An 18,865-nucleotide genomic window follows, 5' to 3' on the forward strand; every position below is an offset into this window, starting at 1 on the left:
GAATGCCGGTCGTCGTCGTCACGGATTCCTCCGCCTGCATCCCGCAGGAGTCGGCCGACGCATGTGGGATTCAGGTGGTTCCGCTCCATGTGCTCCGTGACGGCTGCGACTTGCGTGAGGGTGTCGACGCAATGCCGAGCGACCTGTCAGGAGTGACAACGGCCGGAGCGTCGCCCGCCGAGTTGTCCGAAGCGTATGCACGCGCCCTGGACATGAGCGACGGTGACGGCGTTCTCGCCGTGCACATTTCACGGCAACTCTCGGGAACGTGGGAAGCCGGACGAGTCGCAGCCCAGGAGTTCGGAGGAGCCGTCCGAATCGTCGATTCGCAGTCGGCCGGAATGGGTTTGGGCTATCCCGCTCTCGAAGCTGCGCGCTTGGCCGAGAAGGGCGCGTCACTCGAAGAGGCGTACGGCCGGGCGGTCGACGTCGCGAGTCGTGGGCGCTGCTACATCGTCGTCGACAAACTTGATCAATTGCGTCGGGGCGGACGAATCGGAACCGCAGCCGCGTTGTTGGGTACTGCATTGGCGATGAAGCCGATCCTGCATCTGGTGGACGGCAAGCTCGTGCTCGGTGAAAAAACACGTACGACGACCAAAGCGCTTGCACGCTTGGTGGATTCGGCAGTCGAGCGCGCCGGTCTCGGCCGCGTGGCGATAGCCGTGCATCACATGCGAGCGCGAGAGCGTGCCGACGCGATAGCGGAACAGTTGGCCGAGCGCATTCCCGATGTGGCGGAATCCGTGGTCACCGACTTCAGCGCGGTTATCGGAGCGCACGTCGGTGTCGGCGCGATCGGTGTTGTGGTGTGCCCGCTGCCGGAGATCGACCCGAGCGCCTGATCGTTTCTCCACAATCCCCGAGTTCTCCACAGATCGAAATTGCTCGTCTTCGGCGGCATGGTCTCTCGTTAGCGTCCAGTCATGAGGATCAGCGAGGAGCGCGAACGGACGCGTGATCGCCTCGCGGCGATGGACGGGAACTACCGGCAGCGACAGGCCGTGGACGACTTCGAGGATTCAGCGTCTTTCGAGAGGTCCCCGCAGCCATTCGAGAGGTCCCCCGAGTGGCTTCAGGACTTCGACGAAGACGAATACGAGGCTCAACCCGACTCGTCACGGTTCGATCGGCTGCCCGAGCGCTGGCGCGGTACACGTTGGCGCCCGAGCCGATCGGCGACCTGGGTGTTGGCGATCGTTGCAGCCCTGGCCACGGCAATCGGCTTGTTCACCGTGTGGTGGGATTCTCCGAGTTTGCAGGCGGTCCCACCGTTGCCCTCGCCCCAGAATGTCACGGCGCAGAGTGTCACGGCGCAGAATGTCACTGTCGACGATGGTGAATCAGCCAGTCCCGTACCGACCGGCGTCGTAGCGGAGCAGCCGCCTGAGGCTTTGGTGGTCAGTGTCGTCGGACTCGTGCACACGCCTGGGCTCGTCAACCTACATTCGGGCTCGCGCATCGCCGACGCGCTCGCTGCGGCAGGTGGAGTGCTCGAGGGCGCAGAGACGGTGGGCCTGAATCTGGCACAGAAGCTTGCCGATGGTGATCAGATCGTGGTGGGGGCCGCCGATCAGTCCGGTGGTGTTTCAGCGAGTTCGAGTACCACTGCGGGAGGGACCGGCCCCGCCGCCGCGGGGGAATCCGGCGGGGCTGGTCTGGTGAACCTCAACACCGCTACCGAGGCCGAACTGGACGACCTTCCCGGGGTAGGGCCGGTAACGGCTGCGGCGATCATCTCCTGGCGAACTTCCAACGGAAAATTCACGGACATAGAACAATTGGGGGAGGTCGACGGGATCGGCCCGGCAAGGTTGGCCAAACTGCGAGTGCTGGTATCGGTGTGAACGAACCGGAAGTCTCGCCGGTCCTCGACGCTCGGCTGCTACCGTCGGCCGTCGCAGTGTGGGGGAGCAGTGCGGTGGGGATCCTGTTCGGCGCGGTCGCCGCGTGGGTACTGGCGGTGGCATGCGCTATTCCAGCGGCAATCCTCACTTACGCGGTTGTGCGCCGGACATCTGCGGGGTGGGCACGAATCATGTTGGTTGCATTGCTGTTCGGTGCCGGATGCAGTGTCGTCATCGGGTGGCGGGCGACCGAGGTCGAGGGGCACCCACTGACCCGGGCTGCCCTCGAGGGAGCGTGGGTGAGTGTCGAAGTGGAACCCTCGGAGGATCCGCACGCAGTCTCTGGCGCGGCGGGTCAAGGTCAGGTTTTCTTCAGGGCAAGCGTCAATTCGGTGACTGCCCAGAATCACAGGTACTCCGGAGGCGGCTTGGTCACCATCCGGGCACCCAGTTCGTCGTGGCTCGAAGTTGTTCCAGGGCAGAGCCTGACGGTTCGCGGCCGGGCGAGTCAGCCATGGCGTAGCGATTCCACGCTCGCCGTGATCACGTCCGAGGGGCCTCCCGTCGCGGTGGGAGAAGTGCCCTGGTATCAGCGATGGGCGAGTGTGGTGCGTACTCGTTTCGCCGCTGCGTGCTCGGCTGCGCTCCCGCCGGATCAGGCAGGTCTGCTGCCTGGCCTCGTCGTCGGAGACACATCGGCGTTGTCGCCGGTGGTGAAGGACAACTTCACCGTTGCCGGGCTTTCCCATCTCACCGCGGTGTCCGGCGCCAATATCAGCATTCTGCTCGGGGCGGTTCTGCTGCTGGTCAGAGCCGCGGCGCTCAGTCCGCGCGTCGGCGCTGCTTTGGCGCTGGTAGCCCTCGTTGCGTTTGTTGTCGTCGCGAGGCCGTCGCCGAGTGTTCTGCGCGCCTCGGTGATGGGCCTGATCGGCCTGCTCAGTCTGGTGACCGGTCGACGCAAACAGGCACTGCCTGCTCTTTCCGCAGCCGTCATCGTGCTGGTTGTCGTGATGCCCGAACTTGCCGTCGACTGGGGGTTTGCGCTGTCGACCACGGCCACGGGCGCGCTGGTGATCATTGCTCCGGTGTGGGTGGACGTGCTTCGTCGAAGAGGTTGGCCCCGTTGGTTTTCGGAGATGACAGCTGTCTCGAGTGCTGCGTTCGTCGTGTCTGCGCCACTGGTGGGCGCCATGGCGGGAACCTTCAGCGTGGTTACGATTGCCGCGAACATGGCCGTGGGGCCTGTGATCGGAATCATCACGGTGTTCGGTGCGGTGATTGCCTTGTGTGCGCTGATTTGTCCCCCGATCGCGGTGTTCGTCACGCCGCTGGTCCGGCCGCCGATGGGGTGGCTGCTGTACGTGTCCGAGCGGGCGGCGGCGCTTCCCGGAGCGTCGGTGGTGGTGCCGTCAGGGCTCATCGGTGCTCTGGTCGTCGTGGGCGTCTTACTGGCCGCGGCGCTGACGCTGTGGAATCGGATCTCGAGATGGGTGGTCGGCGTCCTCGTTCTGGGAGTTGTTCTAGCCCTCATCTTTCAGCACGTGTTCGGCGGTGGTCGTATTGCTCCGGGGTGGGTACTGGTGATGTGCGACGTCGGTCAAGGGGACGGTCTTGTGCTCTCGGCTGGAGACGGCAGGGTGATCGTCATCGATGTCGGTCCTGATCCCACGTCGATGGATCGTTGCCTGAACATGTTGGACGTCAACGACATCGCGTTGCTGATGATCAGTCATTTTCATGCCGATCACATCGGTGGATTGGAAGCAGTTCTGGGTGGGCGTTCGGTCGCTGCGGTCGGAGTCGGGTCGATGTTGTTGCCGGAGTCAGGTTTTCGGGCGGTAAAGGATGTCGCCGAGTCGCACGGCGTTCCGGTTGTCTCGTTGCGTGCAGGTATGGAGTTGACGTTGGGATCGGTGAACGTGGAGGTTCTCGGACCGTTGCTTCCGGCTCCCCGCGATACGGGGGACGCCGCGGACGCCGCCAACGATCAGTCGCTGGTGGTGATGGCGCACACGGGCGCGGGTCGAATTCTGTTGACGGGCGACGCCGAAGTTGCGGGGGAGGAGGCCATCCTCCGATCGGGAACGGACGTGAAGGCCGATGTGTTGAAGCTGCCCCATCACGGTTCTCGGACCACGTCGTCGGCTTTTCTGGAAGCGGTGCGTCCGAGGTTGACGATGATCAGCGTCGGCGACGGCAACAGTTTCGGGCACCCGAATGGGGAGGTTCTCGACGAACTGGTTTCGTTGGGCGGGGCGGTGGTTCGGACCGACGCCGACGGCACCGTCGCTGTGTACGGCGGGGGCGGCGGGTCTGTGTCGATCGTGTCGGTTCCTCGTGGGACCATCTTCGGGTGAGTAATCCGTCTGGAGTCGATCCGCTGCATCTTGTTCTCGGGGACGACGAGTTCCTGATCGACCGCACGGTATCGCAGCTCATCAGAGCCGTCCGCGGTGACCGCGGCCAGGGTATTTCGGATCTCCCGGTGACCAAGATGCGTGCCGGAGACACCAATGCTCCCGAGTTGGCTGAGCTGCTCAGCCCCTCTCTTTTTGCCGAAGACCGTGTGATCGTCCTGGAATCGGCCGCAGAAGCAGGCAAAGATGCCGTAGCTCTTGTTCTCGAGGCGGCGCGTGAGCCGGCAGAAGGCGTCGTTCTGATCGTCGTGCACTCGGGCGGCGGTCGCGCAAAGGCGTTGGCGCCGGCCCTCGAGAAGCTCGGCGCGACGGTTCACAACTGCGGAAAACTGAACAAGAGTCAGCTTGTCGACTTCGTCCGGGGTGAGTTTCGGACCGCCGACGTGAGGGTTGCTCCCGATGCGATCGCCGCGATGATCGAAAGCGTCGGCTCCAACCTTCGCGAACTTGCGTCGGCCTGCTCGCAATTGGCGGCAGATACCGGCGGCAAGATCGACGTGGATGCAGTCCACAAGTACTACTCGGGCAAGGCCGAGGTTTCCGGATTCGATGTGGCCGACAAAGTTATCGTCGGCGATACCCGGGGTGCGCTCGAGGCTCTGCGATGGGCTGACCAGATCGGAACTGCGCACGTTCTGCTCGCTGACGCCCTCGCCGATGCAGTCCACACCATCGCGAAGGTCGGCCCGTTTGCACGGGGCGGTGACCCGTTCCGGTTGGCGTCGGATCTCGGGATGCCGCCGTGGAAGGTCAAGAAGGCGATCAAGGAAGTCGGCGGTTGGGATCCCACGTCGATCGGCGCTGCGATGCAGATCGTCGCCGCTCTCAATGCCGACGTGAAGGGCGCCGCAGTCGACTCGTCCTTCGCTCTGGAGATGGCAGTGCGGAAAGTGTGCGCGTTGCGGAAGAACTGAGGACAACATGGCCGATCGCGCGGCCGGCCAGAAGTAGTCCGACGACAGTGGCGGCCGTGGCCTCGGCCACCCGGTAGTCGAGGCGTTTCACGCAGGCTTGCTCCAACTGGGTGTGCGGAATGGCCTGAGGCCGTGTCGTTGGTTCACCAGTCCTGATGTCGGTCACTCGTAGGGAGTAGTTCGGCGCCGGATTCATCACACTGCCGCAGACAATTGTTTCTTGGCCGATGCTGTCTACCGGCACCTTCACGGTGGTGAGTAGCGCTCGTCCAGCGGCGAGAAACGCCAAGACTGCAACGAGCGAACACACCACGCCGAAGAAGATCCAGAATTCGCTGCGGCGCCTGCGGCTCCACCATCCGTAGCTTGCTGCGACTCCGACGACTGCAACCGTCAATGATTCCCACCAACGAGGGATCCCCAGGGCTGCCAATACGCCGAAAGCGACGACCGCCCAGAAGACAGTCGTGAACAACCAGCTGCGAGGGCGTTTCCCGTTGACCGCCATCATCAGATGGTCGCAGCCCGATCCACATATTCCGTGCAAGACATGGATGGCGGGTTTTCGCTCTGATCCGATTGAGCACGCAAAATAGCCGCCTGGTCTTTCGACCTGGCGGCTATCGAGACGAACCAGTATGACGGCGAACCGTCACAGTGGAAACGTCAGAGCTTGTTGGCAGCCTGCGAGAGTGCAGACTTCTTGTTGGCAGCCTGGTTGGCGTGAATGACGCCCTTGCTGGCTGCCTTGTCGAGCTTGCGGCTGGTGGAGACGAGGAGCTCGTTGGCCTTGTCCTTGTCACCGGCTGCCGCAGCCTCGCGGAATGAACGGATCGCGGTACGCAGCGAGGACTTCACCGACTGGTTACGGAGTCGGGCCGCCTCGTTGGTACGGATTCGCTTCACCTGGGACTTGATGTTGGCCACGCGTAAAATCCTTGTCGTCTTTAGCTGGTTACGGTCGAGAAAGCTGTGGGCGCACTGATGCACCGACTGGCAAGATTACCAGCCGAGGGCCCAAGAACCCAAACCGTCGCACGTTGCGTCTGTCGAGAAGAGTACACCGAGCGCCCGATTTCTCGCCGCGCTGCCGAATAGCCCCACTTGTAGCAGCATGTTGCCCTATGACGCCGCCGCCTTCGAAAAGTTCGAGTAAAACAGGTTCGACCACCACCCGAGCGCGTCCTGCCGCAGTGTTCGACGGATATTCAGACATCGGTCGCTACGAGTTGGCTTTCGACGAGATGTTCGAGCCCGACGGCTCGGTGCGTGCCCCGTACAAGGGTGTGTACAAAGCCCTGGCGCCGACGAGCAGCGCCGACCTTGCCGCGCGTGCCGACGCACTCGGACGCGCATTCATCGACCAGGGCGTGACGTTCTCGCTGTCCGGGCAGGAGCGACCATTTCCGTTGGATCTGGTGCCGCGCGTCATCGCCGCGCAGGAGTGGTCGCGGCTGGAAAAGGGCATCAAGCAGCGGGTGAAGGCGCTCGAGCTGTTCCTTGCGGACATTTACGGCGAGCAACGAATCCTGCGCGATCACGTATTGCCGCGCCGCCTGGTGACCTCGTGCGAGCACTTCCACCGTGAAGCAGCCGGCATCGTGCCGCCCAACGGTGTGCGAATCCATGTCGCGGGTATCGACCTGGTCCGAGACGAGGCGGGAGAGTTCCGAGTTCTCGAGGACAATCTGCGATCTCCGTCCGGTGTCTCCTATGTGATGGAAAACCGTCGCACCATGACTCGGGTGTTCCCGGATCTGTTCATGTCCCACAAGGTGCGGGCGGTAGGTGATTACGCAACACACCTGCTGAGGGCGCTGCGTGCGGGTGCTGCACTCAACGAAGCGGACCCGACAGTGGTTGTTCTCACACCGGGTATCGCCAATTCCGCCTATTTCGAGCATTCATTGCTCGCTCGTCAGATGGGTGTGGAACTCGTCGAAGGTCGCGACCTGTTCTGCCGCGACAACATGGTGTACATGCGCACGACGGAAGGCGAGCGTCAGGTCGACGTCATCTATCGCCGCATCGACGACGAGTATCTCGACCCGATGCACTTCCGTCCGGATTCGATTCTCGGCGTCGCGGGCCTACTGAATGCTGCGCGAGCGGGCAACGTGGTGATCTCGAGTGCCGTCGGCAACGGAGTCGGTGACGACAAACTCGTCTATACCTATGTTCCGCAGATCATCGACTACTACCTCGGTGAGAAGCCGCTCTTGCAGAACGTCGACACGTTCCGCTGTTGGTTGGACGAGGAGTGCGAGCAAGTCCTCGACCGCGTCGCCGAACTCGTCATCAAGCCGGTGGAAGGGTCCGGCGGCTACGGAATCGTCTTCGGACCGGACGCGAGTCCCAAGGAACTGGCCGCGATCACCCGCAAGATCAAGGCAGACCCGCGCGGGTGGATCGCGCAGCCTCTCGTGCAGTTGTCCACGGTGCCGACCAAGATCGACGACGTTCTCTCGCCGCGCCACGTGGACTTGCGACCCTTTGCCGTCAACGACGGTGAGGACGTGTGGGTGCTGCCCGGCGGCCTGACCCGGGTGGCACTTCCGGAAGGTTCGCTGGTGGTCAACTCCAGCCAGGGCGGCGGAAGCAAGGACACATGGGTGCTCGCCAGCCGCAGCTCGGACGAGGACCCAGAGCTGTCCGGTGAGGAACTGGTGTCCGAGCCCCCGGAATCCGCGGAGCCGGTGCAGGGACCCGAACTGAGCACCTCTCAACAGCAGCAGCAACAACAGTGAACACCTCAGAAGTGCCCAGCTACCAAGAACTATCAGCGAACGGAGCGTGGTGACCGATGCTTGCTCGCAACGCAGAGTCCCTCTACTGGATCGGCCGCTACGTCGAGCGCGCCGACGACACCGCTCGGATCCTCGACGTCGCCGTCCACCAACTGCTCGACGACGCAACCGTCGACCCGGACCGCACGTCGCGTCTGCTCCTGCGTGTCCTCGGCATCGAAGCGCCGGAGGAGAAGCTCGACGTACGCTCGCTCACCGATCTAGTTGCGTTCAGCCGCAATCAGGTTGGATCGATCGTGGACTCGCTGGCAAGTGCCCGTGAGAATGCTCGCGGAGCACGTGAGGTCACGTCGAGTGAGATGTGGGAGTGCCTGAACACCACGTACAACGGACTGGCGGAGCGTGAACGCGCGTCACGCAGGCTGGGGCCACACGAGTTCTTCCGTTATGTGGAGGAACGCGCAGCGATGTTCGCGGGGCTGGCGGATTCCACGCTCAGCCGCGACGACGGTTACCGGTTCCTTCTGCTGGGCAGGTCGATCGAACGTGTCGACATGATTGTGCGGATGCTCCTGGCGCGCGCCGGTGACCGCCCGTCGTCGCCGGCGTGGGTCAGTGTTCTTCGCTCGGCGGGCGCACATGACACGTATCTGCGTACGTATCGCGGAGCGCTCGACGCCAACCGCGTCGTCGAGTTCATCTTGTTGGACAGACTCTTTCCGCGCTCGGTGTTCCATTCGATCAGGCAGGCCGAGAAGTGCCTGCAGGAACTCGACCCGCAGCCGGGCAGTCGCGTCGGAATCCGGGCGGAGGCGCCGCGGCTTCTCGGCCGCGCACGCAGCGAACTGGAGTTTCTGCCGCAGGGCGTGTTGCTCGAAGATCTGCAAGGACGGTTGCTCGGTTGGCAGGAGACCTGCCGCGAACTGGGTGAGGCGATTGCATTGCAGTACTTCCACGCTGCGCCGTGGGTCGCATGGACGGATGCCGGCGCCGCGTATGCGGAGTCGACGGTGGAGGGAGAGCTGTGAGCTGGCGAATGAGGGTCGTGCACACCACGGGATATGCGTACGACGCCCCGGTGACGTCGTCGTACAACGAAGCGCGATTGACACCCCGCGGCGACACCAGGCAGACGGTGATCCTCACGCGCGTCGAAACCCAGCCGGCAACGCGTTCCTATCGGTACACCGATTACTGGGGCACCGCGGTGACCGCCTTCGACTTGCACGCCCCGCACACGGAGCTGGAAGTGACCGGACTGTCGGTGGTGGAGACGGAACCGTTTGTTCAGCCCGAGGAAACCGTCGACTGGGATGAATTGTCGGGAAACGCGATTAAAGATCGATTCAACGAACAACTGAGTTTCACGAGATATGTTCCGCGTGATCGTAAGCTGGCGACAATTGCCAAGGAATTGCGCAAAGATAAATCACCTGAAGATGCAGTAGTGGCTGCGTCGCAATGGGTTTACGGTGAAATGTCATATGTTCCGGGTACGACCGGAGTGCATACGTCGGCGGTCGAGGCCTGGTCGGCCAGGAAAGGTGTCTGCCAGGATTATGCGCATCTGACCTTGGTGTTGCTTCGAACGATGGGCATTCCGTGTCGATACGTTTCCGGCTATCTCCACCCCAAACGTGATGCGGCAGTCGGGGACACGGTGGTCGGGGAATCGCACGCGTGGATCGAAGCGTGGACCGGCGCGTGGTGGGGATACGACCCGACCAATGCGATAGCTGTGAATGAACAGCATGTCTCGGTCGGAATAGGAAGGGACTATTCGGATGTGCCGCCTTTGAAGGGAATCTTTTCCGGTGGACGCTCCACAGATCTCGAAGTTGTTGTGGAGATCACCAGGCTTGCGTAAAGTCCGGCAAATCTAGGCGCGTGAGCATTACTACCGTTCGATGAGAAGAAGGTGGGAATATGTCTCCAACTGCACAGGAATTGACTGAGATCGAACCGATCTCGGATGTGAAGAAGTATGCGGCCGAAGCGGTGGGGACATTTGTGCTCGTGTTCTCCGCGGTCGGAACTGCCGTCTTCGCAGGTGCGAAAGTCGGCAATCTCGGAGTTGCCTTCGCATTCGGCTTGACCCTGCTGTTCCTCGTATATGCGATCGGACCGATTTCCGGTTGCCACGTCAACCCAGCCGTGACTCTCGGCCAATTCGTGATCGGGCGCATCTCGGCCGTCAATGCGGCGATTTACGTTGTCGCGCAAGTGATCGGCGGCTTGGTCGCCGGCGTCGTGATCTACACGGTGGCCAACAGTCTCCCGGCGTACAACCGGGCCGCAGACGGACTCGGCGCAAACGGTTGGGGCGCACACAGTCCGTCAGCCGAGAAGAATCTTCTCGGACAGGTGGTTTCCGACGGTTACGGCATCGGTGCCGCGATGATCATCGAGATTCTCCTGACCGCTCTGCTCGTGTTCGTCGTTCTCGCGTCGACCGACCAGATCTCCGACGTGCCGCTCGCCGGGGTGTCCATCGGCTTCACCCTGGCCGTCATTCACCTGATCTCGATCCCGATCGACAACACCTCCGTCAACCCCGCTCGAAGTCTCGCTGTCGCGCCGTTCCAGGACGGTGCACTAGGTCAGGTGTGGTTGTTCATCGTGTTCCCGCTGATCGGCGGTGCACTCGGTGCACTCATCTATCGAGCACTCTTCGGACGGTTCAACCGTCTGGACAGCTGATCGATACTGTTTCCATCGTTCGGGTCGGCTTCAGCTCCAGCTGAAGTCGGCCCGAAGTTTTGCCGCGACCGCGTCGAACTTCTTGTGATCCATGACGGCGCCCTCGCGCCGAATCCCGCTCTCGGGAACGTCGAGCACCCGGTCGAGCCGGACCCAGCTGGGCCTTCCCTCGCCGTCCCACGGGCCCGAACCGATTGCGAGCCAATCACGCTCGCCTTCGCGTTTGCTCTGCGAGGACAGCATCAAACCGAGCAGCGTGTTGCCGTCACGGCCGACAACCAGCACCGGGCGGTCTTTGCCCTGGGTCGGATCCTCCTCGTAGGCAACCCAGGTCCAGACGATCTCGCCCGGATCGGCCTTGCCGTCGAGGTCGGGGGAGTACTCGACCTTGCGGGCGCGATGTGCGGTCGGAGACGTCCGCGCGGCGATCGGGCGGCCGGACGGACCCGGCTTCGAGGCAGACGACTGAGACGTGGACGACTGCAACTGGCGCAGCAACGCAGGGCCCTTCTCCACCGCGAGGGCGCCGAGGGTTCTGCCGATCTGCTTCCACATGCTTGCCATAGCGTTCGAGCATAATCACCCACCCGTGGGAACCCCTGGTACGGCGGCGCCGAGACTTGGATATCCTGAGGGTTGACAGTGGCCCGGATCCGGGCCGGTGCCGGTCCGACTAAGGGGTCTCCCATCAGCAGCTTCGCCGACAAGACGTTCACGGATCCTGCGCAGATCCGGAACTTCTGCATCATCGCGCACATCGACCACGGTAAGTCGACGCTGGCAGATCGCATGCTTCAGCTCACCGGCGTGGTCGAAGAGCGGGCGATGCGTGCGCAGTACCTGGACCGCATGGACATCGAGCGTGAACGCGGCATCACCATCAAGGCCCAGAACGTTCGTCTGCCCTGGACCGTCGACGGCGAAGAGTTCGTCCTCCACCTCATCGACACACCCGGCCACGTCGACTTCACGTACGAGGTCTCCCGCGCGCTCGAAGCATGTGAGGGTGCAATTCTGCTGGTCGACGCAGCTCAGGGCATCGAAGCTCAGACGCTGGCCAATCTGTACCTGGCGATGGAGAAGGATCTCAAGATCATTCCCGTCCTCAACAAGATCGACCTCCCGGCCGCGGATCCCGACCGCTATGCCGAAGAGATTGCGCACATCACCGGCTGCGAGCCAGGCGATGTCCTGCGCGTCTCGGGCAAGACCGGCGTGGGCGTCAGGGAACTGCTCGACGAGGTGATCAAGCAGGTACCTGCACCCGTCGGCGATGCAGACGGCCCCGCCCGCGCGATGATTTTCGACTCCGTTTACGACGCGTACCGCGGCGTGGTCACCTACGTGCGTGTGGTCGACGGTCGGATCCGTCCCCGCGAGAAGATCACGATGATGTCCACGGGCACCACACACGAACTGCTCGAGGTCGGCATCATCTCGCCCGAGCCGAAGGCCAGTATCGGTCTGGGCGTCGGCGAGGTGGGCTACCTCATCACGGGTGTGAAGGACGTCCGCCAGTCGCGCGTCGGTGACACCGTCACCACAACCCGCAACGGCGCGACCGAACCGCTGGTCGGCTATCGCGATCCGAAGCCGATGGTCTATTCCGGTCTCTACCCGATGGACGGATCGGACTACCCGGTGCTGCGCGACGCTCTCGACAAGCTCCGTCTCAACGACGCCGCCCTGGCGTACGAGCCGGAGACGTCGGTTGCCCTCGGATTCGGCTTCCGCTGCGGCTTCCTCGGCCTGCTGCACATGGAGATCACCCGCGACCGCCTCGAACGTGAGTTCGGCCTCGAACTGATTTCCACTGCGCCCAACGTCGTCTACCGCGTCGTGATGGAGGACGGGGCCGAGGTCATCGTCACCAACCCGTCGTACTGGCCGGAAGGCAAGGTTCGCGAGGTCTACGAGCCGGTCGCCAAGTGCACCGTCATCGCCCCGAGCGAGTACGTCGGCGCCATCATGGAGCTGTGCCAGTCCCGTCGCGGTGAGCTCGGCGGCATGGACTACCTCTCCGAGACTCGCGTCGAACTGCGCTACGAACTGCCCATGGGCGAGATCATGTTCGACTTCTTCGACGCCCTCAAGTCCCGCACCAAGGGATACGCCAGCCTCGATTACGAGGAGGCCGGTGAGCAGCAGGCCGACCTGGTGAAGGTCGACATCCTTCTGCAGGGCGAGGCCGTCGACGCGTTCTCCTCGATCGTGCACCGCTCCAACGCTGGTGCTTACGGCGGACGCATGACGTCGAAGCTTCGTGAGCTGATTCCTCGCCAGCAGTTCGAGGTTCCGATTCAGGCCGCGATCGGCGCGAAGATCATCTCGCGCGAAAACATTCGCGCAATCCGCAAGGACGTTCTTGCCAAGTGCTACGGCGGCGACATCAGCCGTAAGCGCAAGCTGCTCGAGAAGCAGAAGGAAGGCAAGAAGCGCATGAAGACCATCGGTCGCGTCGAGGTGCCGCAGGAAGCATTCGTGGCGGCCCTGACGTCGGAATCGGTCGGCGAGAAGCCCAAGAAGTAGGAGCGCATGGTCACCACCTGGTTGTCCCGAGAGTTCGGAATCGAAATCCCGGTTCTCGGGGCGCCCATGGGTGGTCGCGCGGGCGGCGCGCTCGCCGGAGCTGTTTCGGCGGCCGGTGGGTTGGGTCTGCTCGGTGCGGCCCGGTACAACACACCGGAGTGGATCGAGGCCGAAGCCGAAGTGGCCCGCTCGATCGGCGGAAAGTTCGGCGTCGGCCTGATGACGTGGTCGCTGCCCGAGAACGAGTTGATGCTCGACGCCGCGATTGCCGTCGAGCCGACCATGATCACCTTGTCGTTCGGTGATCCCGCCGCGTATGTCGGACGAATCCACGATGCGGGCATTCCCGTTGTGTCACAGATCAATACGCTCGAGGACCTTCGTATTGTCGAGGCCGCAGGTGTTGACGCTGTGATCGCGCAAGGCGGTGAGGCAGGCGGTCACACGGGCCGAATCGGAACCTTGCCGCTGCTGCAGGAGATCCTCGAAGCGACGTCACTTCCGGTGCTGGCAGCCGGCGGAATCGGAACCGGACGCGGTTTGGCCGCCGTCCTGGCAGCCGGTGGCGAAGGCGTGATGATCGGAACGGCGCTGCTCGCCAGCCCGGAGACGGTCGGGCCGGACTATGCCCGCGACCGCGTCGTCGAAGCCGGAAGTGCGGACACGATTTACACCTCGGTATTCGACCGAGCGCGCAGTCAACCGTGGCCGCAGCGGTGGGGTGGCCGCGCGGTGGCCAACGAGTTCACTGCCGCGTGGCACGGAGTCGACGCCGACGAGGAGACGCTGGCACAGGCGTACGACCCGTCGGATCCGCACAGCGGAGTCGTCTATGCCGGAGAAGCTGTCGGACTCGTGCACGGAACCCATCCGGCCGGCGATGTGGTTCGACGCATCGGCGCGGATGCGGAGCGTCTGCTCTCTCGTTTCGCCTGAAAGCAAGGTCGGACACAGCCGGGTCCCATATGAGAAGGTAAGCCTCTACTAACTAGTGGAGGAGTATTTTCGTGCGTGCGATGAAGTTCTCGGCGGTGGCTCTCTTGGGAGCACTGGTCGTAGGTATCAGTGGATGTTCGTCCTCGGACGCCGACGAGATCGCGGACGGTCGGGTCACCACGATCGACCACAAGTTCGGCGCCACCACGATCACCGGGACGCCGACGCGTATCGTCGCGGCCGACACCCAGTGGCTCGACGCTCTGCTCGAACTCGGAATCCAGCCGGTGGGGTACCTGGCTGCCGGCCCGATGGGCGACGAGCGTGGCCTGTTCCCGTGGGAGAGCGACGTGGGCGCGTCGGCGAAGGAACTTGATCGCTCGGCGATCCAGCAGTTCGGTGTCCCGCTCAAAGCTGAAGAAATTGCAGCCTTGGATCCGGATCTGATTCTCGGCGGGTTCTCCGTCGCCGATCAAGACGATTTCGACCAGTTGAGCAAGATCGCTCCGACAATTGCCGGTCTGTCCGACGTCCAGGTCGATCCGTGGCAGGACCAGGTCGAGATTCTCGGTCGAGTTCTCGACAAGGAGTCGCGCGCCGACGAGATCGTCGAGGCGACAAGCGGGCAGATCGATGCGCTCGCACAGCGGCTGCCAGGCCTGAAGGGCAAGACGGCGCTTCTGTCGCAGTACGTCTTCCCGACGTCGCAGTTGGTGATCGTCGCCGATCCCAAGGACGGCGCATCGGGATTGTTCACTAGCCTGGGAATGTCGTTGCCGCCCAAGCTCGTCGAAGAGGCGGGCGTTACCGGTGGCCGGCTGATGCTCAGCCCCGAACGGGTCGACGCTCTGAGCGCCGACGTCGTGGTGTTGCTGCCGAACGGCGGAACGCTGGAAGACATGATGAAGCTGCCGGGGTTCGCTGACCTACCCGCAGTCAAGAGTGGCGGTCTGGCGATCGTCGACTATCCGACTGTCGCCGGGTTGAACACTCCGTCGTCGCTGTCGCTGAAGTACTCGCTCGAATCGATAACGCCGCAGCTCGAAGCGGTAGCCGGCTAGCCCTGCTGTGCGCCTTTATTAACCGCGGGCGGTTAATAAAGGGGGCTGGAAAGCTCCGGCTTCGGCAGCTTCCTCGGCGCGGATCACGTGTACCACGGCGTTGATCAGCGCCAGGTGTGTGAACGCCTGCGGGAAGTTACCCAGATGGCGACCGGTGTGGGCGTCGATCTCTTCGGCGTACAGCTTGAGGGGGCTCGCGAACCCGAGCAGGCGCTCGCAGAGATGCTTTGCCCGATCCAGTTCGCCGATCTCGACGAGGGCGGAGACGAGCCAGAAGGAACAGATGGTGAACGTGCCCTCCTCGCCGCTCAATCCGTCGTCGGTGGTGTCGACGCGATAGCGCAGGACCAGCCCCTCCTCGGTGAGCTCGTCGGCGATCGCCAGCACCGTTGCCCGGATGCGCGGATCGTCGGCCGGCAGGAAGCGCAGCAGCGGTGCCAACAAGAGCGACGCGTCGAGTGAGTCGTGGCCGTACCGCTGCGTCAGAACTCCGCGTGAGTCGACACCGTGCGCGAGGATGTCGGTCTTGATCTCGTCCGCGATGGCCGTCCATTGCTGCGCAAAGCTCTTCTCGCCCTGCATCTCCGCCAGCTTGGCGCCGCGATCGAGTGCGACCCAGCACATGATCTTCGACGACGTGAAGTGCTGTGGTTCACCGCGCACCTCCCAGATCCCACGGTCGGGTTGGCGCCAGTGCTTGATCGCTTCCTCGACCTGCTTCTTGAGTAGCGGCCACAGCGCTTCGGGGACACGCTCGCGGGTGCGGATGTGGAGGTACACCGAGTCGAGCATGGTGCCCCAGATGTCGTGCTGCTGTTGATCGAATGCGCCGTTGCCGATGCGCACGGGACGGGCACCGTCGTATCCGGAGAGATGGTTGAGTTCGGATTCCTCGAGTGTGCGCTCGCCGCCGATGCCGTACATCACCTGCAAGGGATGTGGCTGACCGTTGTCCGAACTCGACACGTCGTAGATGAAGTTGAAGAAGTCGTTGGCCTCACGGTCCAACCCGAGCGTGTAGAGACCCCACAGTGCGAAGGTGGAATCGCGAACCCACGCGTAGCGGTAGTCCCAGTTACGTTCTCCGCCTGGTGTTTCCGGAAGCGAGGTCGTCGAAGCCGCGAGCAAGGCTCCGGTCGGCGCGTAGGTGAGCCCCTTGAGTGTGAGCGCACTGCGCTGCAGGTATCCGCGCCACGGGTGATCGGGGAACTTGCCGATCGTCACCCACTCGCGCCACGACTTGGACGTCTGCCACATCTTGTCGGCGGCCTCGTCGAACGTCTGCGGCGCGGGAAGATCCGACCACGAGAGCGCGACGTACACGTTGTCGCCTTCGACCAGTCGCGTCCGGGCCCGTGCCTCACGACCTTCCAGGCCCAGTCGTAGGTCGGTGGTCAAGCGCAGAGTTGGGTGGTCTCCGGGCTTGGCGGAGCGACACGTTGCCGTTGCTTCCTCGTAGACCTTTCCGGTGTACTCCCAATTCGCCGTGCCGCGGTGATAGTCGAACGCGGGCTCGCAACTCATCTCGAGTTCAACGGTGCCGCTGACGCATTTGACCGTACGGAGAAGGGTGTGTTCGGCATCCCAGTCTGTGGGTGTGCGCTTGTGGGTGTTCGATCGCTTGTCGACGTTGTGCCAAGGACCGAGGACCAAGGCGTCGCGTACGACGAGCCAGCCGGTCTCGGTCTGCCAGGTGGTCTCGAGAATGAGTCCACCCGGCAGATAGCGTCGGGCGGCCGGGACGTTCTGGCCGTACGGGCCGATGCGGAAATGGCCTGCGCTGCGGTCGAGGATGGCACCGAACACGCTGGGGGAGTCCGGGCGGGGAACGCACATCCACTCGACAGATCCGTTACGGGCAATCAGGCACGAGGTTTCGCAATCGGAAAGAAACGCGTAGTCGTCGATAGGGGGAAAGTTGCTTCGATGGTGACCCGTGGAGGCGGGAGGAATAGTCTGCACCACTTCGTCGTCAGCACTCATTCGGCCATCATCCGGCCAGAATCGACACACGTCCAATCCACACGCTGTCGGGACCGTATCGTCCGAAGGATAGGGTGTTGGCGTGGATCGGATAGCGGATTGGTGGGACAGCTTCGAGCTGTGGATGGCGGGGCTCCCGTTCATCCCGCAGGTCGCGTTGGTCCTGATCGTCGTCGTTCCGCTGTGCCGCCTGGTGGCCATCGGTCTGGATCGCGCGTTGGCCGCCGTTCTCGCTCTGCCGCTCTTCGGCTGGTTGCGTAGGAATTCTCGAGAAGTAGAGGAAAGCTGATGCCCCGCTCACGGGTCACTCTCGCCCTGATAGCCCTGATTCTCCTCGTGATCGTCGCGTGGCTTCTCACCCGTTAGTTCTCCCGATTAGAGCGGGCGCTGGTGCTCTGCTAAAGTCCACCGCGTGTCCGAAGCAACAGCTCCCGTAATCCGCCACCAGTTGGCGTTGATTGCTGTCGGCATGCTCGACGTCGCTGACGTCGCCTGTTGTTGATTTCCTGAGTTCGACCTCTCCGGTGGTGCTGCGCACCCCACTCGAACTTCTCTGCGCGTAACTCGCGCCCCCGATTCAGGGCTCATTGCCCGTCGGCTCTCCATGTCTGAACATCCCGATGGAATCAGCCCCAGAGGTCTCGGACTTGTCGTTTGACCAACCCTCGTTTGTCAGTCCTTTCAGGAAGGTATCTGCAATGAAACGCCGTTCCCGCACACTTCTCACTGCTATCGCGACCATGGGGGCCGTGGTACTCACAGCGTGCAGTGGTGGCTCGAGCGACACCGTGGGTGGTGACAGCGCCGCCAGCGACGGTAGCGCCGGCACGATCAACCTGTTCGCCTACGCCGTGCCGAAGCCCGGCTTCGACAAGCTCACCGCAGCCTTCCAGGCGACAGACGAGGGCAAGAACGTCAACTTCAATCCTTCGTACGGCGCCTCGGGCGACCAGTCGCGCAAGGTGAAGGACGGCGCCGAGGCAGACTTCGTCAACTTCTCCGTCGAGCCCGACATCACCCGCCTGGTCGATGCCGGTCTGGTAGATCAGAACTGGAACCAGGACGCCTACAACGGAAATCCGTTCGGATCGGTAGTCACCATCGTGACGCGTCCGGGGAACCCGAAGGGCATCAAGGACTGGGACGACCTGCTTCAGCCCGGCCTCGAGGTCGTCACGCCGAACCCGTTCAGCTCCGGCTCGGCCAAGTGGAACCTCTTGGCGCCGTACGCCGCCAAGAGCGACGGTGGCAAGAACCCGCAGGCGGGTCTCGACTACGTCACCGCCTTGGTCAACGATCACGTCAAGATCCAGCCCAAGTCGGGACGCGAGGCTTCGGAAGCCTTCCTGCAGGGCAGCGGTGACGTTCTGATCAGCTACGAGAACGAGGCACTGTTCATCGAAGGCAACGGCGACCCGGTCGAGCACGTCACCCCGCCCACGACCTTCAAGATCGAGAACCCGGTTGCCGTGATCTCGAACAGCAAGGTCCTCGACAAGGCGACCGCGTTCAAGGACTACCTGTACACGACCGAGGGTCAGACGCTCTGGGCCGAAGCAGGATTCCGTCCCGTTGATCCCGCCGTCGCTGCCAAGTTCACCGACAAGTTCCCCGAGCCGACCAAGCTGTGGACCATTGCAGATCTCGGCGGCTGGAAGGCCGTGGACAGTGCTCTGTTCACCAAGGACACCGGTTCGATCGCAGTGATCTACGACAACGCGACCAAGTAAG

Annotated in this window: 18 protein-coding genes; 14 read left to right on the forward strand and 4 right to left on the reverse strand. The window is 63.1% G+C overall.

Going from position 1 to position 18,865, the window contains the following annotated elements; genetic code table 11:
• The first annotated feature begins 2 nt into the window (after positions 1-2).
• The 4 genes from AC1DWA_RS29990 to holA all read left to right on the forward strand — a co-directional run bounded on the left by AC1DWA_RS29990 (position 3) and on the right by holA (position 5,178).
• Positions 3-845: a DegV family protein gene (locus AC1DWA_RS29990; protein WP_080910051.1), complete on the forward strand. Its 843-nt coding sequence runs from the start codon at positions 3-5 to the stop codon at positions 843-845.
• Positions 846-926: 81 nt separating this feature from the next.
• Positions 927-1,847 (forward strand): ComEA family DNA-binding protein, encoded by a 921-nt coding sequence (locus AC1DWA_RS29995; protein WP_182263390.1) that lies wholly within the window; start codon positions 927-929, stop codon positions 1,845-1,847.
• Positions 1,844-4,204, forward strand: coding sequence for a ComEC/Rec2 family competence protein (locus AC1DWA_RS30000; protein ID WP_477847041.1), 2,361 nt, complete (start codon positions 1,844-1,846; stop codon positions 4,202-4,204). Before AC1DWA_RS29995 ends, AC1DWA_RS30000 begins: the two co-directional genes overlap by 4 nt.
• On the forward strand, positions 4,201-5,178 hold the full coding sequence (holA, locus tag AC1DWA_RS30005; protein ID WP_003944476.1) for a DNA polymerase III subunit delta: 978 nt from the start codon (positions 4,201-4,203) through the stop codon (positions 5,176-5,178). The genes AC1DWA_RS30000 and holA overlap by 4 nt, the downstream gene beginning before the upstream one ends.
• Here the strand turns inward: holA and AC1DWA_RS30010 are convergent.
• Positions 5,090-5,689: a hypothetical protein gene (locus tag AC1DWA_RS30010; protein WP_020908211.1), complete on the reverse strand. Its 600-nt coding sequence runs from the start codon at positions 5,687-5,689 to the stop codon at positions 5,090-5,092. The two genes, holA and AC1DWA_RS30010, sit on opposite strands and share 89 nt — an antisense overlap.
• A 155-nt stretch (positions 5,690-5,844) precedes the next feature.
• Positions 5,845-6,105, reverse strand: coding sequence for a 30S ribosomal protein S20 (rpsT, locus tag AC1DWA_RS30015; RefSeq protein ID WP_003944567.1), 261 nt, complete (start codon positions 6,103-6,105; stop codon positions 5,845-5,847).
• A 197-nt stretch (positions 6,106-6,302) separates the two neighbouring features.
• On the opposite strand from rpsT, the gene AC1DWA_RS30020 reads away from it, so the two are divergent.
• Genes AC1DWA_RS30020 through AC1DWA_RS30035 form a run of 4 tightly spaced genes read left to right on the forward strand, consistent with a single transcriptional unit; the run spans position 6,303 to position 10,625 of the window.
• Complete coding sequence (locus tag AC1DWA_RS30020; RefSeq protein WP_019749047.1) at positions 6,303-7,925, forward strand: circularly permuted type 2 ATP-grasp protein; 1,623 nt, start codon at positions 6,303-6,305, stop codon at positions 7,923-7,925.
• A gap of 56 nt (positions 7,926-7,981) precedes the next feature.
• The gene (locus AC1DWA_RS30025) at positions 7,982-8,953 is read left to right on the forward strand and encodes an alpha-E domain-containing protein (protein WP_019749046.1); all 972 of its coding nucleotides are present in this window, start codon (positions 7,982-7,984) and stop codon (positions 8,951-8,953) included.
• Between the two features lie 8 nt (positions 8,954-8,961).
• Positions 8,962-9,792 (forward strand): transglutaminase family protein, encoded by an 831-nt coding sequence (locus AC1DWA_RS30030; protein WP_007731033.1) that lies wholly within the window; start codon positions 8,962-8,964, stop codon positions 9,790-9,792.
• Positions 9,793-9,851: 59 nt separating this feature from the next.
• Positions 9,852-10,625: an aquaporin gene (locus AC1DWA_RS30035; protein WP_019749045.1), complete on the forward strand. Its 774-nt coding sequence runs from the start codon at positions 9,852-9,854 to the stop codon at positions 10,623-10,625.
• 30 nt (positions 10,626-10,655) lie between these two features.
• On the opposite strand, the gene AC1DWA_RS30040 is transcribed toward AC1DWA_RS30035, so the two are convergent.
• A complete protein-coding gene (locus tag AC1DWA_RS30040) occupies positions 10,656-11,189 on the reverse strand; it encodes a type II toxin-antitoxin system PemK/MazF family toxin (protein WP_020969977.1) in 534 nt (177 codons plus the stop codon).
• Positions 11,190-11,261: 72 nt separating this feature from the next.
• On the opposite strand from AC1DWA_RS30040, the gene lepA reads away from it, so the two are divergent.
• From lepA to AC1DWA_RS30055, 3 genes are all read left to right on the forward strand, one after another.
• Positions 11,262-13,154 (forward strand): translation elongation factor 4, encoded by a 1,893-nt coding sequence (gene lepA, locus AC1DWA_RS30045; RefSeq protein WP_024487634.1) that lies wholly within the window; start codon positions 11,262-11,264, stop codon positions 13,152-13,154.
• A gap of 6 nt (positions 13,155-13,160) precedes the next feature.
• Positions 13,161-14,090, forward strand: coding sequence for an NAD(P)H-dependent flavin oxidoreductase (locus AC1DWA_RS30050; protein ID WP_080910054.1), 930 nt, complete (start codon positions 13,161-13,163; stop codon positions 14,088-14,090).
• An 80-nt stretch (positions 14,091-14,170) separates the two neighbouring features.
• Positions 14,171-15,151 (forward strand): ABC transporter substrate-binding protein, encoded by a 981-nt coding sequence (locus tag AC1DWA_RS30055; RefSeq protein WP_477917418.1) that lies wholly within the window; start codon positions 14,171-14,173, stop codon positions 15,149-15,151.
• A gap of 18 nt (positions 15,152-15,169) precedes the next feature.
• Here the strand turns inward: AC1DWA_RS30055 and AC1DWA_RS30060 are convergent, their stop codons facing one another.
• Positions 15,170-17,134 (reverse strand): glycoside hydrolase family 15 protein, encoded by a 1,965-nt coding sequence (locus tag AC1DWA_RS30060; protein ID WP_477917415.1) that lies wholly within the window; start codon positions 17,132-17,134, stop codon positions 15,170-15,172.
• Positions 17,135-17,216: 82 nt separating this feature from the next.
• Here AC1DWA_RS30060 and AC1DWA_RS30065 point away from each other — a divergent pair, with 82 nt between their 5' ends.
• The 3 genes from AC1DWA_RS30065 to AC1DWA_RS30075 all read left to right on the forward strand — a co-directional run bounded on the left by AC1DWA_RS30065 (position 17,217) and on the right by AC1DWA_RS30075 (position 18,864).
• Positions 17,217-17,423 (forward strand): hypothetical protein, encoded by a 207-nt coding sequence (locus AC1DWA_RS30065; RefSeq protein ID WP_003944489.1) that lies wholly within the window; start codon positions 17,217-17,219, stop codon positions 17,421-17,423.
• Between the two features lie 123 nt (positions 17,424-17,546).
• Entirely contained in the window at positions 17,547-17,636 is a 90-nt protein-coding gene (locus AC1DWA_RS30070) for an Ms4533A family Cys-rich leader peptide (RefSeq protein WP_309599318.1), read from the forward strand.
• A gap of 196 nt (positions 17,637-17,832) precedes the next feature.
• Positions 17,833-18,864, forward strand: coding sequence for a sulfate ABC transporter substrate-binding protein (locus AC1DWA_RS30075; protein ID WP_477847035.1), 1,032 nt, complete (start codon positions 17,833-17,835; stop codon positions 18,862-18,864).
• The last annotated feature ends 1 nt before the right edge of the window (position 18,865 follow it).

It is taken from the genome of Rhodococcus sp. P4_F3_2, assembly GCF_056401335.1.

Excerpts from the sequence above, each read along its gene's own strand:
- AC1DWA_RS29990 (WP_080910051.1), top strand. The coding sequence starts at position 3 with ATGCCGGTCGTCGTCGTCACGGATTCCTCCGCCTGCATCCCGCAGGAG.
- AC1DWA_RS29995 (WP_182263390.1), top strand. The coding sequence starts at position 927 with ATGAGGATCAGCGAGGAGCGCGAACGGACGCGTGATCGCCTCGCGGCG.
- AC1DWA_RS30010 (WP_020908211.1), bottom strand. The coding sequence starts at position 5,689 with ATGATGGCGGTCAACGGGAAACGCCCTCGCAGCTGGTTGTTCACGACT.
- AC1DWA_RS30020 (WP_019749047.1), top strand. The coding sequence starts at position 6,303 with ATGACGCCGCCGCCTTCGAAAAGTTCGAGTAAAACAGGTTCGACCACC.
- AC1DWA_RS30025 (WP_019749046.1), top strand. The coding sequence starts at position 7,982 with ATGCTTGCTCGCAACGCAGAGTCCCTCTACTGGATCGGCCGCTACGTC.
- AC1DWA_RS30030 (WP_007731033.1), top strand. The coding sequence starts at position 8,962 with ATGAGGGTCGTGCACACCACGGGATATGCGTACGACGCCCCGGTGACG.
- AC1DWA_RS30035 (WP_019749045.1), top strand. The coding sequence starts at position 9,852 with ATGTCTCCAACTGCACAGGAATTGACTGAGATCGAACCGATCTCGGAT.
- AC1DWA_RS30040 (WP_020969977.1), bottom strand. The coding sequence starts at position 11,189 with ATGGCAAGCATGTGGAAGCAGATCGGCAGAACCCTCGGCGCCCTCGCG.
- AC1DWA_RS30050 (WP_080910054.1), top strand. The coding sequence starts at position 13,161 with ATGGTCACCACCTGGTTGTCCCGAGAGTTCGGAATCGAAATCCCGGTT.
- AC1DWA_RS30055 (WP_477917418.1), top strand. The coding sequence starts at position 14,171 with ATGAAGTTCTCGGCGGTGGCTCTCTTGGGAGCACTGGTCGTAGGTATC.
- AC1DWA_RS30060 (WP_477917415.1), bottom strand. The coding sequence starts at position 17,134 with ATGAGTGCTGACGACGAAGTGGTGCAGACTATTCCTCCCGCCTCCACG.
- AC1DWA_RS30075 (WP_477847035.1), top strand. The coding sequence starts at position 17,833 with ATGAAACGCCGTTCCCGCACACTTCTCACTGCTATCGCGACCATGGGG.